Source organism: Erwinia magellanica, from assembly GCF_039023495.1.
Taxonomy (GTDB): Bacteria; Pseudomonadota; Gammaproteobacteria; order Enterobacterales; family Enterobacteriaceae; genus Erwinia.
On record NZ_JBCHVC010000001.1, the window covers coordinates 137,416 to 150,323 of the forward strand.

12 protein-coding genes are annotated in these 12,908 nt (G+C 54.7%); 8 read left to right on the forward strand and 4 right to left on the reverse strand.

The window, feature by feature from the left end:
• Positions 1–3 precede the first annotated feature (3 nt).
• Positions 4–777: a phosphate ABC transporter ATP-binding protein PstB gene (pstB, locus tag AAH450_RS00645; protein WP_342908458.1), complete on the forward strand. Its 774-nt coding sequence runs from the start codon at positions 4–6 to the stop codon at positions 775–777.
• 85 nt (positions 778–862) lie between these two features.
• Here pstB and purN read toward each other — a convergent pair whose 3' ends face one another.
• Positions 863–1,501, reverse strand: coding sequence for a phosphoribosylglycinamide formyltransferase (gene purN / locus AAH450_RS00650; RefSeq protein ID WP_342908459.1), 639 nt, complete (start codon positions 1,499–1,501; stop codon positions 863–865).
• Entirely contained in the window at positions 1,498–2,538 is a 1,041-nt protein-coding gene (gene purM, locus AAH450_RS00655) for a phosphoribosylformylglycinamidine cyclo-ligase (RefSeq protein ID WP_342908460.1), read from the reverse strand. The genes purN and purM overlap by 4 nt, the downstream gene beginning before the upstream one ends.
• A 243-nt stretch (positions 2,539–2,781) precedes the next feature.
• On the opposite strand from purM, the gene upp reads away from it, so the two are divergent.
• From upp to hda, 3 genes are all read left to right on the forward strand, one after another.
• The gene (gene upp, locus AAH450_RS00660; RefSeq protein WP_306211360.1) at positions 2,782–3,408 is read left to right on the forward strand and encodes a uracil phosphoribosyltransferase; all 627 of its coding nucleotides are present in this window, start codon (positions 2,782–2,784) and stop codon (positions 3,406–3,408) included.
• Positions 3,409–3,659: 251 nt separating this feature from the next.
• A complete protein-coding gene (gene uraA / locus AAH450_RS00665; protein WP_318791088.1) occupies positions 3,660–4,943 on the forward strand; it encodes a uracil permease in 1,284 nt (427 codons plus the stop codon).
• An 86-nt stretch (positions 4,944–5,029) separates the two neighbouring features.
• On the forward strand, positions 5,030–5,731 hold the full coding sequence (hda, locus tag AAH450_RS00670; protein ID WP_318791146.1) for a DnaA inactivator Hda: 702 nt from the start codon (positions 5,030–5,032) through the stop codon (positions 5,729–5,731).
• A 4-nt stretch (positions 5,732–5,735) separates the two neighbouring features.
• On the opposite strand, the gene arsC is transcribed toward hda, so the two are convergent.
• Both arsC and bepA read right to left on the reverse strand, forming a co-directional pair.
• The gene (arsC, locus tag AAH450_RS00675) at positions 5,736–6,089 is read right to left on the reverse strand and encodes an arsenate reductase (glutaredoxin) (protein WP_342908461.1); all 354 of its coding nucleotides are present in this window, start codon (positions 6,087–6,089) and stop codon (positions 5,736–5,738) included.
• Between the two features lie 13 nt (positions 6,090–6,102).
• Positions 6,103–7,563, reverse strand: a complete 1,461-nt coding sequence (gene bepA / locus AAH450_RS00680; protein ID WP_342908462.1) for a beta-barrel assembly-enhancing protease — start codon at positions 7,561–7,563, stop codon at positions 6,103–6,105.
• Positions 7,564–8,377: 814 nt separating this feature from the next.
• On the opposite strand from bepA, the gene AAH450_RS00685 reads away from it, so the two are divergent.
• The 4 genes from AAH450_RS00685 to AAH450_RS00700 all read left to right on the forward strand — a co-directional run bounded on the left by AAH450_RS00685 (position 8,378) and on the right by AAH450_RS00700 (position 12,871).
• Positions 8,378–8,983 (forward strand): DsrE family protein, encoded by a 606-nt coding sequence (locus AAH450_RS00685; protein ID WP_342908463.1) that lies wholly within the window; start codon positions 8,378–8,380, stop codon positions 8,981–8,983.
• Positions 8,984–9,041: 58 nt separating this feature from the next.
• Positions 9,042–9,647 (forward strand): DsrE family protein, encoded by a 606-nt coding sequence (locus AAH450_RS00690; RefSeq protein WP_342908464.1) that lies wholly within the window; start codon positions 9,042–9,044, stop codon positions 9,645–9,647.
• 334 nt (positions 9,648–9,981) lie between these two features.
• Positions 9,982–11,589, forward strand: coding sequence for a sensor domain-containing diguanylate cyclase (locus tag AAH450_RS00695; RefSeq protein ID WP_342908465.1), 1,608 nt, complete (start codon positions 9,982–9,984; stop codon positions 11,587–11,589).
• Between the two features lie 208 nt (positions 11,590–11,797).
• Positions 11,798–12,871 carry an AI-2E family transporter gene (locus AAH450_RS00700; protein WP_342908466.1) on the forward strand — a complete coding sequence of 358 codons (1,074 nt, stop codon included), beginning with the start codon at positions 11,798–11,800 and terminating at the stop codon, positions 12,869–12,871.
• Positions 12,872–12,908 lie beyond the last annotated feature (37 nt).

Consider the following 12,908-nt stretch of genomic DNA (forward strand, 5'->3'; position numbering starts at 1 on the left):
AATATGGCGATCCCTGAAGAGCTGGCGTGCTCGCTGGAGCTGGAGAATTTTTCCCTGTGGTATGGCGAAAAGCAGGCGTTAAAAAGCATCTCGCAGCGCTTCCCTGAAAACCGGATTACCGCACTGATTGGCCCTTCAGGCTGCGGTAAGTCGACGTTGTTACGCAGTCTGAACCGGATGAACGAGCTGATTGATGGCTGCCGGACCGAAGGGGATATTCGCCTGCATCAGCAGTCGATTATGTCTGCAACTCAGGATCTGGCCGCGCTACGCAGAAGGGTAGGGATGGTGTTTCAGCGCCCGAATCCGTTTCCGAAAACCATTTACGAAAACGTGGTCTATGGCCTGCGCTTACAGGGCGTGCGCGACCGACGGGTTCTGGATGAGGCGGTAGAGCGGGCCTTACGCGCTGCGGCATTATGGGCCGAGGTGAAAGATAATCTCTGGCAGAATGCCCTGACCCTCTCCAGCGGGCAGCAGCAGCGGCTGGTGATTGCGCGAGCTATTGCGATCGAACCTGAAATTTTGCTGCTGGATGAACCAACGTCGGCGCTGGACCCCATCTCCACGCTGGTGATAGAAGAGCTGATGAGCACGCTTAAGCAGCACTTTACGCTGATCCTTGTCACCCATAATATGCAGCAGGCGGCGCGGGTATCCGATTTCACCGCTTTTATGCATCAGGGCAGCGTGGTGGAGTTTGGCGAGACGGACGAACTCTTTACTACGCCGCGCCAGCGCCGTACCGAAGATTATATTACCGGGCGCTACGGCTGACAAAACGCCAGCCGCATAAAAAAACACCCGATGAAGTTCACCGGGTGTTTTGTTTTGATCATAGTCGGCGCACCAGTATCAGCGGTCAGTCGAAGGCGTGCCCCTCTTCAGGCAGCTTTTCGCCATCCAGCCAGGCGGCGTTGTCCCGCATCTCCACTCTGCCATCCACAAACCAGCTGACTACCAGCGGGTAGATAGCGTGCTCCTGATGCTGCACACGCGCGGTCACATCCTCTTCGCTGTCTTCCGCAAAGACCGGCACTTTTGCCTGTAGGATCACCGGGCCGCCATCCAGCTGCTCGGTCACAAAATGCACCGAGGTGCCGTGCTCTTCATCACCATTTTCCATAGCCTGGCGATGGGTGTGCAGGCCGGGGTATTTCGGCAGCAGGGAAGGGTGGATGTTAAGCATGCGTCCGGCATAGTGCTGCACAAAAGCCGGGCTGAGAATACGCATATAGCCAGCCAGCACCACCAGATCGGGCGCATAAGCATCGATTTCCAGCATCAGCTGGTTGTCGAACGCCTCGCGGTCTGCAAACTGGGAAGCGGCCAGCGCATGGGCAGGCACGCCCGCTTCACGCGCTCGCGTCAGGCCAAACGCCTCTGATTTATTGCTGAACACGGCAGCAACGCTGGCGTTGATCTGGCCCTGCTCACACGCATTCAGGATTGCCTGAAGGTTGCTTCCCTGTCCCGAAATCAACACCACCACTCTTTTCATGCGTTAATGACCACACGCTCATCAGAATCAGACGCTTTGATCACGCCAATTTTCCAGGCTTTTTCGCCCGCGTCGGTCATCAGCTGAACCGCTTTATCCGCTTCTTCTGCACTGAGGGCGATCAGCATGCCCACGCCACAGTTAAAGGTGCGATACATCTCGTGACGGCTGACGTTGCCCGCTTCCTGCATCCAGCCAAATACCGCAGGCCACTGCCAGCTTGACTCTTCAATCACCGCCTGGGTGTTCTCTGGCAGGACGCGAGGAATATTTTCCCAGAAGCCGCCGCCGGTCAGGTGGCAGATGGCGTGCACCTCTACCTGTTCAATCAGGCTCAGCAGGTTTTTAACATAAATACGGGTAGGCTCCAGCAGGTGGTCAGCCAGCGTTTTGCCTTCCAGCTGAGTCGCTTCCGGGTCGGTTTTGCTGACTTCCAGGATTTTACGCACCAGCGAATAACCGTTAGAGTGCGGGCCGCTGGAACCCAGCGCAATCAGCACGTCGCCATCCTGCACCTTGCTGCCGTCGATGATCTCTGACTTTTCTACTACGCCAACGCAGAAGCCTGCGACGTCATAATCTTCGCCATGATACATGCCCGGCATTTCAGCCGTTTCGCCACCTACCAGCGCACAGCCAGACTGTGAACAGCCTTCAGCGATGCCGGTGATCACGCTGGCCGCGGTCTCCACATCCAGTTTGCCGGTGGCATAATAATCCAGGAAGAACAGCGGCTCGGCGCCCTGTACCACCAAATCGTTCACGCACATCGCGACCAGGTCGATACCGATGGTATCGTGGCGTTTAAGGTCCATCGCCAGACGCAGCTTGGTGCCAACGCCGTCAGTGCCGGAAACCAGAACCGGCTCGCGGTATTTTTGCGGCAGGGCACAAAGGGCACCGAAACCGCCCAGTCCACCCATCACTTCCGGGCGACGAGTCTTTTTCACTACGCCTTTAATACGATCGACTAAAGCATTACCCGCGTCGATGTCTACGCCGGCGTCTTTATAGCTGAGAGAGGTTTTGTCGGTCACTGCGGATCCCCACGCGGTTTGCGGTTGGTGGTATGGAAAATAAAGCGCGGCAATTCTAACAGCGCAGGCAAACGTTTGCGAGTGCCATCTTATGACGCGTTGCGGATAACTGAATTTTAGCCAATTCTTTAAGGGGGAGAGGAGGAATTAACAGAAGTTGTACTAAGTCATATGGCGTCTGGCGTAAATGGCGCTATAATCTCGCGATTTTTTTTTGCAGCTTAACACTCCGGGAGTACAACAATGAAGATCGTGGAAGTCAAACACCCTCTGGTCAAACATAAACTGGGCCTGATGCGTGAACATGACGTAAGCACCAAGCGTTTTCGTGAACTCGCCTCAGAAGTGGGAAGTCTGCTGACTTATGAAGCCACCTCCGACCTGGAAACCGAAACGGTGACCATTGAAGGCTGGAACGGCCCGGTCGAGATTGAGCAGATCAAAGGCAAGAAAATTACCGTGGTGCCGATCCTGCGTGCCGGTCTTGGCATGATGGAAGGCGTGCTGGAGCACGTTCCCAGCGCCCGTATCAGCGTAGTGGGCGTTTACCGTGATGAAGAGACGCTGGAGCCGGTGCCCTACTTCCAGAAGCTGGTGTCAAACATTGAAGAGCGTATGGCGCTGGTGGTTGATCCGATGCTGGCTACCGGCGGCTCAATGATCGCCACTATCGACCTGCTGAAGAAGGCGGGCTGCACCAGCATCAAAGTGCTGGTACTGGTCGCCGCACCGGAAGGAATTGCCGCGCTGGAAAAAGCGCACCCGGACGTTGAGCTTTACACCGCGTCAGTTGACCAGGGGCTGAATGAGAAGGGGTATATCATCCCCGGCCTGGGCGACGCGGGCGATAAGATCTTCGGAACCAAATGAGAATGATCCAGCCTGGCTTATTTGCCAATTTGAACCTCTGCAAGCGGGGCCACAGGGCGAGCAACGCGAATAATCTTCACGTACTTTTTGTACGCTGCGGTTCTCGTGCGCGGGCAGGGGCCAAACTCACTGCGGCGATAACAGCTGGGCTGAAACATCTGATCTGCCTTAACGGGTTATACAGATGAATGATTAAGTATCAAGCCGACCGCAGAGTCGGCTTTTTATTGGGGTAAACTAAGGGTAATACTATGACTCGTCGTGCAATTGGCGTCAGCGAGCGTCCGCCGCTGCTGCAAACTATTCCGCTAAGCTTCCAGCATCTGTTCGCCATGTTTGGCGCCACGGTACTGGTGCCGATTCTGTTTCACATCAACCCGGCCACGGTGTTGCTGTTTAACGGGCTGGGTACGCTGCTCTATCTCTTTATCTGTAAGGGAAAAATCCCTGCCTACCTCGGCTCCAGTTTTGCCTTTATTTCGCCAGTATTACTCCTGCTGCCGCTGGGCTATGAAGTGGCGCTGGGCGGGTTTATTCTTTGTGGCGTGTTGTTCTGCCTGGTGGCGCTGATCGTTAAAAAGGCGGGAACGGGCTGGCTGGACGTGATGTTCCCACCTGCCGCAATGGGCGCAATTGTGGCGGTGATTGGCCTGGAGCTGGCGGGCGTGGCGGCAAATATGGCGGGGCTGCTGCCTGCTAATGGCGCTGCTGTAGAGAGCAGAACCATCATTATTTCGATGGTCACCCTTGCTGTAACGGTATTTGGTTCCGTCCTGTTCCGCGGCTTTATGGCGATTATCCCGATTCTGATCGGCGTGCTGGTGGGCTATGCGCTCTCTTCGGCAATGGGCATTGTGAACTGGTCTGCGGTAGAGGCTGCCCCCTGGTTTGCGCTGCCCACCTTCTACAAGCCCCGTTTCGAATGGGTAGCCATGCTGACTATTCTGCCGGCAGCGCTGGTGGTGATTGCCGAGCACATAGGGCATCTGGTGGTCACCGCCAACATTGTGAAAAAAGATCTGCTGAAAGATCCGGGCCTGCACCGTTCGATGTTTGCTAACGGCATCTCAACCGTGTTCTCCGGCTTCTTTGGCTCTACGCCTAATACTACCTATGGCGAAAATATCGGAGTGATGGCAATTACCCGCGTCTACAGCACCTGGGTAATCGGCGGGGCGGCTATCCTCGCTATCCTGCTCTCCTGCGTGGGTAAGCTGGCGGCAGCCATTCAGGCGATTCCGGTGCCGGTAATGGGCGGCGTGTCGCTGCTGCTGTACGGCGTGATTGGCGCTTCCGGTATCCGCGTGTTAATCGAGTCAAAAGTGGATTATAACAAGGCGCAGAACCTGATCCTCACCTCGGTGATCCTGATTATTGGCGTCAGCGGCGCTACCGTACACATTGGTGCGGCCGAGCTGAAAGGGATGGCGCTGGCGACCATTGTCGGCGTTCTGCTGAGCCTGATCTTTAAGCTGATCAGCCTGGTGCGTCCGGAAGAAGTGGTGCTTGATCCTGAAGATCGGGATCGTCCATAAGGCGGCAGATCCGGCCTGCGTTTATTAACGGAAGAAACTTGTGATAAACTCCAGCCGGATTTTGCCCGATCACTACTGAGGTGCTTCTGAACACACCGGCACAGCTCTCTTTGCCACTCTATCTGCCCGATGATGAAACCTTCGCCAGTTTCTGGCCGGGGGAGAACCCCTCGCTGATCGCCGCACTGCAAAGCGCGTTGCAGCAGGAGCATGGCAGCTACTTCTATTTCTGGTCGCGTGAAGGGAGCGGTCGCAGCCATTTACTGCATGCAGCCTGTGCAGAGCTTTCCGCCCGTGGCGAAGCCGTGGGCTATGTTCCGTTGGATAAGCGTACCTGGTTCGTGCCGGAAGTGCTGGACGGAATGGAGCAGCTGCCGCTGATCTGCATCGACAATATTGAATGCATTGCCGGGGATGAACCCTGGGAAATGGCAATTTTCGACCTTTATAACCGTATTCTCGAAACGGGCAGAACCCGTTTACTGATCACGGCCGATCGTCCTCCCCGCCAGCTGAACCTTAAGTTAGCCGATCTCGCTTCCCGTCTCGACTGGGGGCAGATATACCGGCTTCAGCCGTTATCTGATGAAGACAAGTTGCAGGCGTTGCAACTGCGGGCCAGATTACGTGGGTTTGAGCTACCGGAAGATGTGGGGCGTTTCCTGCTGAAAAGGCTGGATCGTGAGATGCGTACGCTGTTCGTAACGCTGGATAAACTGGATCGCGCCTCTATCAGTGCCCAGCGTAAGCTGACCATTCCGTTTGTGAAGGAGGCGCTGGGTCTCTGACTTTTTACAGGATCGTCAGAACCTGCTCAGGCGGGCGGCCTAAGCGCGCTTTCCCCTTATTGATCACAATTGGCCGCTCAATCAGGATTGGATTTTCCGCCATCGCCCGCAGCAGCTGCGCCTCACTCAACGTTTGATCTTCAAGCGCCAGCGTCTTATAGATCTCCTCTTTCTTCCTCATCAGCTCCCGTGCCGAGCTGAAGCCGAGCATCTCTACCAGCCGCTTCAGCGTTGCCACATCCGGGGCAGAGTCCAGATAAAGAATAATCTGTGGCTCAACGCCCTTTTCCCGGATCAGCGACAGCGTTTCCCGACTTTTGGCACAGCGGGGATTATGATAAATCTGCACTTCAGACATTTTTTCTACCCAATTATGATTTCTGATATTTGCGGTAACGTTCCTGTAGCTGGCGGAACTGATCGATGCGTGCATCGTAACGGGCCTGCTTCAGGCTGCCTAACGGCACGGCGGAGCTGGCGCTGCTCAGGCTGCGGATCGCCTGATCGAGCTGACCGTGAAGAGCCAGACTTTCCGCACGGGCCGCCTGCTCTTCATCGCTCAGCCCCTGATCTGCACTGGCCTGGGCCAGCAGATCCCAGCCGTTAGGGTCCTCTTTATGCGCCCAGGTGTAACGATAGAGAATTTTGCTGGCGCTGGCGGGCTGCTTCGCTTCCACATAAGCGTTAGCAAGGTTCAGCTGCACCACCGGGCTGGCGCTCACCCCTTTTGCCGCCAGCAGCATGGCGACAGCCTGCTGCGGCTGCTTAAGCCCGATATCGATGTCGGTCATGATATCGAGATACCAGGCGTTTGAAGGCTCTTTAGCCAGCATCGGCGCCACAATCTTTTTCGCATTGGCAAAGCTTTTAGCCTGAAGAAACTGCACCGCTTTTCCATACTGCGCCGCCGCCTGTTCGCGGGTATTGCCTCTGCTCAGCGTAGCCAGAATGTCATCGGTCAGCTGATTCTGCCCCGTGGCATACATGCCCAGCGCCCGGACCTTCGCCATGTAATAGTCCTGAGAAGACTGTACCACCACAGGCTTCATCTGATTGGCGCGGTTGCGTGCATCCGACAGGCGGCTGTCTGGCAGCGGGTGCGTCAGCAGGATTTCGGGCGGTTTTGAAGAGAAGCGCGACTGATCGGCCAGTTTTTGCAGAAAGTTGGGCATCGCCTCAGGATCAAAGCCCGCACGCTGAAGCACCTGAATGCCGATGCGGTCTGCTTCCTGCTCATTCTGCTGGGTAAAGCTGATGATGCCCTGCTGGGTGCCTGCCAGCGTGCCGCTCAACGCTGCCATACCTGCCTGAGGATTAGCCATCGCCAGTAAAATAGAGCCGAGCGCGCCTACCCAGGTCAGGGGAGCGTTACGCTGCTGCTCTTCCATCGCGCGGGCGAGGTGACGTTGGGTTACGTGTGAAATCTCATGGGCCATGACCGAGGCGAGCTGGCTCTCATTATCGGTATAGCGAAACAGGGCAGAGTGCAGCACCACATTGCCACCAAAAAAGGCGAAGGCGTTGATCTCATCATTACTGATCAGATAAAAGTGGAAGGGGGTTTTCACCGACCAGGCATGTGTCACCAGCCGCTGCCCGAGCTGATTAATGTAATCATTCAGCAGAGGGTCATTGATCAGCGGAGCGCTGGCCCGCAGCTGGCGGACATAAAAGTCGCCCATTGCCAGTTCCTGATTGATAGAAAGCGTGTTTCCTGCGGTGGTGCCAATATCGGGCAGGTTATCGCTGAGGTCCGCCCTGAGCGGCAGGGAAGCGGTGGTCAGCGTAACAATGAGCGAGGCCAGCGCACATTTCTTCAATCGGTTAATCATGCTGAATCCCATTCTGATGACATCCTGTTTTGACCCACGGGCAAACAAAATGTTCTGTCTGCACCTGCTGAACAACTCTTTTCGCAGGGTATCTTAATCACAAGTTACAGGGAAGGAAACGCTCTTCAGCGGGAAACAGGGAGTCAGTTTCGGCAAAATTGGGGAAAATGCCGCAAAAAATTGAATGTCCTTTGGCGGGTGCCAAAAGTAGCAGTTTTAGCTTGAGGGCAGAAAGTACCTTAGTGAAACGCTTAAAAAGGGTGTTCCCTGCGCTATCCTCTGCTTTTTGCCCGTAGCGTTGTGACCAGCCGCGCTCTTTTTAATTAAAGTTAGGTAAATTTATTCAATTAAATTGATGGTGGCATGTATTTTGATTAGGTTTACTCCGAAAAAGAGGCTGAGCAAAGCCCTCTGTGCCTGCACTGCTTATTAGCATAATGAATGGAATTTCGTCATTATGCGTACCTTAACAGTCCCGCTATATAATATAGATCCTGACTACTATCGGCAGGCGTAAAAATAATTACTCTTTCTGTTTGGATAGCTTTCAAAGTTAATCCATTTCGGCTTTAAATAATTGTATCAATATTAACTGGATCTGAATTTTTATTCCCTCTTCATGCTGTTGGTAAATAATGCTGCATATTACAAAAGTGCAATAATTTCAGCGATAAAGCACTTTAGGGGGCTTCGCATTTTGCAGGAGAAACATCGACCCCTGGCTATGGTATAGATCCTCTGGTCGCCGAAGTCCGCGACAACTTGTAACTCATTTGAACCATCTGAATCGTTGCCCTGTTGCGGAGAGCACCCTATGCGTCCAGTAGTATCTTATTTATTCATTGCCGTGGTAGCCGGTTTTGTCGGAGCCAGTTTTTCTCAAGCCCCCGAAATTGTCGATAAACTGAGTGAGCGTTTTGGCAATAAAGTCAGCGACCCTGAAGGTTTCTGGACAACTCCCGCTATCGACGGATATGGTAAAATTCATTACGAATCTGATGTCGCATATAAACCTGCCGCGGGCGCAAGCAATAAAATCGTTTTTCAGATCACCAAAGCAGAAAATGGGCCGAACGATCCTAATCTCGGTCTTGAGCGGGTTGCGCGCGTGGTGAATCTCTATGTCGCTTCCGGCGTCCCTGCCGATCAGCTGAAATTTGTGGTTTCCGTGACGGGCGACGGCACGCCAGCAATGCTGAATAACGATCAGTATAAAAAATTGTTTGGGATGGACAATCCTAACCTCAAGCTGATTAGTCAGCTGCGGGCGAAAGGCGTGGATGTCTCGGTCTGCGATCAGTCGGTGGCCTTCCACCATTTCCAGCATGACTGGATTGATAAGTCTGTGACGCACGCGCTCTCCAGCCCGACCACGGTTTCAACCCTGGAAAATCAGGGCTACGCCTTCCTCGCGATGTAATTCTGTTGTCCCTGTTATTACGCGGGCCTCTGGCCCACCAGAACCGGAGAATGCGCTGATGCGTCAGACCCTCTATGTTACCGCCGTTGCGGTTATCGCCTCACTGGCTACCGTGGCGGCTATCAAAGCGCCCGTTATCATCGATAAAGTATCCAGCCTGACCGCAGGCAATACCACTCAGCCTGAAGGATTCTGGCAGACGCCAGCCATTAAAGGGTATGGCAAAATCCATAACCGGCCTGACAGCGCCTTTCGCCCGCAAAGCGGCGAGCAGTACAACGTGGTTTTCCAGGTTCAGGATGGGCACGAGCCGAAAACAACAGTGAATGCCGAACTGGAGAAAGTGGCCCGCACGGTTAATCTTTATGTGGCTTCCGGCGTTCCGCTGGAGAGCCTGAAATTTGTCGTTGCCATAGCTGGCTCCGCCACGCCGGTAGTGCTGAACAACCAACGTTATCGTGAGGCGTTTGGGGTGGATAATCCCAATCTGCCGCTGATTGCCAGACTTCGTCAGGCGGGCGTTGTGGTTTCCGTTTGCGATCAGGCCGTTGCCGGGCATCGCTATGCGTTTGACTCGGTTGATGAAAATGTTACCCACGCGCTCTCTAACCTGACCACTATTACTACTCTTGAGAAACAAGGCTATACGCTGATGCCGATGTAAGCGGCTATGAAGCCTGAGCATCCTCTGCCTTCGGCGCATTTTCGCCCGTAACCTGCCCGGTTTAAACTGCATCGCTGGCCGCCAGCTCGGGACGTTATCAACCGGCGGTGCGTCAGTGAGCAGGTTAACTCTCCCGCGCCTTGATGTGTTGAGTGCCGATCGTTCGATTAAATCAAATTTTTATTGGCACAAAAGCCGTCGAATTATTCCCAAAATGCAAGAGAGGTGTACAATCGGCGTGTGCTTCACCAGGGCATAACACGCAGTTATTAAACGAAACGCGCACATAAAATCATAAGGCGCTATAAATGAATCACTTCATCGAGTTGAGTCCATGCTGAGGCTTAGTCGCCCCAGGACGGACTTGCGCACGCTTATTACATTATTAGCCGTGGCCAGCATTGTGATTACACTGGCCAACTCCCTCTACGCCACCTGGCGCGTACAGCGCGAGGTGCTGATCACCAATACGCTGGAATCAAACCGCGTCTACGCCACCAAACTCGCATCCACTACCGAGATGTTCTTTCAGCTGGCTCAGTCCCAGTTGGCCTACAGCGCGAAAATGCTGGGCGAGGGCATGGATGACGAAACGGCGTTGCAGGGTGAGGTCGACCGCCTGCGCGAACAGACCAACAGCTTTAACTCTGTGGTAATTGTGGATGCTAATGGCTGGGTAAAAGCGATCTCCCCGGAGTCGCTGATGCTGAAAGGCATGCACCTCACCACCAGTTCCACCACTCAGGCCCTGACAGAGCGCAAGCCGCTGATTGGCAAACCAGGTATTTCAGCTGCCAATAATTTGATGGTGTTTGTCTCTCATCCCGTCTGGTCAAAAACCGGCAGCTATCTGGGCTTTGTCGGCGGCACGATATACCTGAAGAAAAAAAGCATTCTGAATGAGCTGCTGGGCGAGCAGTTCTACCGCGACGGCTCCTCGCTGTACGTGGTGGATGGCGATAACCGGGTGCTCTATCACCAGAATGGCAGGCTGATTGGGCAGAAAATAGCGCCGCTTATCAGCCGCGCTCTACAGCAGAAGAACGGAAACGGTTATCAACAGATCCCCAAAGAGAGCGGGGAGCCGATGCTGGCTGGTTATGCCAGCGTCCCGACGCCGGGCTGGATGATTGTGGCGCTGAAGCCGACTCAGACAACGCTCGAACCTCTTACCAGTCTGCTGTTAAAGGTGCTGCAACACTCCGTGCCCTTTGCCCTGCTGACGTTGATTTGCGCGTGGATCCTCGCCCGGCGGATTGCGCTACCGCTCTGGCAGCTGGCGCGTAAGGCCAGCCAGATGGATGCCCCCGGCGTCTCTAAAGAGATTAACGGTATCTATTCCTGGTATTATGAAGCCTCGCAAATCAAGCGTGCCTTGCTGGCGGGTATCGGTCTGTTGCAGGATAAAATTGGCCGCCTGAAGTTTGAGGTGCAGACTGACCCGATGACGGCGCTGCTTAATCGCCGCGGCCTCAATGCAGTGCTGGAGTATTTCCTGGCAACCCGTCAGCCTTTTGCCGTGCTGGCGCTGGATATCGACCACTTCAAACGGGTTAACGATACCTGGGGACACGATGTGGGTGACAGCGTGATCAAAAGCGTGGCGGAGCAGCTGGGCAAAAGCTCACGTCAGACCGATGTGGTATGCCGTAACGGCGGCGAAGAGTTCATGATGGTGATGCCGGGTGCCGATCCTGACATCGCCATTGCGATTGCCGAACGCGTGCGTAAGAAGATTGAAGAGCTGGAGCTGCCGGTAGTAGGCCACATCTCTATCTCTGTTGGCGTGGCGTTCTGGACAGCCGATGACCAGCCGATGGAGCAGGTGTTTAAACAGGCCGATGATGCGCTTTATCAGGCAAAAAATGCGGGTCGTAACCGGGTGGTTACCAGCCGGCCCGAACCGGTTGAAGCTGATGAACTTCAGCGACACAACGGATAATCCCTCTGGCCTGACTCAACGGGCCTCTGCCGGTTCTCTTTTGAACCGGCATTGCTGACAGATTCTGGTTAATCTCTTGAGCCGGAACTTCATTAAGGTTCCGGCTCTTCTCCTGCCCGCAGCCCAGGCTTTCCGCCAGCGTGTTACGCGACAGCGCCTGATCCTTTCAGGTAGACTGGTGCCCCCTAAGTACGCAAGGACGTTTTTCATGCTGGACCTCTTAATACAGTGGTATCGCCGCCGTTTCAGCGACCCGCAGGCGATTGCGCTGCTGGCTATTCTGATCGCCGCCTTCTGTATTCTCTTTTTCTTTAATGGCCTGCTGGCACCGCTGCTGGTTGCGTTAGTCGTAGCCTATCTGCTGGAGTGGCCTACCGTCCGGCTTGAACGTCTGGGCTGTTCGCGCACCTGGGCGACCACCATCGTATTGATTATTTTCGCCTCTCTGCTGCTGGTATTAGTGCTGGTGGTAGCGCCTGTCGCCTGGCAGCAGGGGATTAATCTGGCGCATGAAATGCCCACGATGCTCAACAAACTCTATCAGTTTGCTACCCGTCTGCCTGAACGATTCCCTACGCTGATGGATGTCGGCATTGTCGATATCGTGATGGAAAACCTGCGCAGCCGCCTCAGCGGTATGGGCGACCAGCTGGTAAAATATTCGCTCGCCTCGCTGGTAGGGATCATGACGCTGGCTATCTATCTGGTGCTGGTGCCGCTGATGGTGTTCTTCCTGCTGAAGGATAAAGAGCAGATGCTGGCCGCTATCGGCCGCGTGTTGCCGCGCAATCGGGGTCTGGCCGGGCAGGTCTGGCTGGAGATGAACCAGCAGGTTTCCAACTACATTCGTGGCAAAGTGCTGGAGATGGTGGTGGTGGGCATCGCTACCTGGATAGGATTTTTGGCGATCGGCATGAACTACGCGCTGCTGCTGGCGGTGCTGGTCGGCTTCTCGGTGCTTATTCCTTATGTCGGCGCGCTGGCGGTAACCGTCCCGGTAATAGGCGTTGGGCTGGCACAGTGGGGGCTGGGGGGCGATTTCTGGACGATGATTATTGTTTATCTGATCATTCAGGGGCTGGATGGCAATATTCTGGTGCCGGTTCTGTTTTCGGAAGCGGTCAACCTGCATCCGCTGGTGATTATTCTCTCAGTGGTGATATTTGGCGGGCTGTGGGGATTCTGGGGCGTGTTCTTTGCCATTCCGCTGGCAACGTTGATTAAGGCCGTGGTGCATGCCTGGCCGGAGGAACTTCACATGGATAATAAAAGGTTGAAGTAGCGCCAGGCCTGGGCGCAAAGCAAAAAGGGCGGAGAAC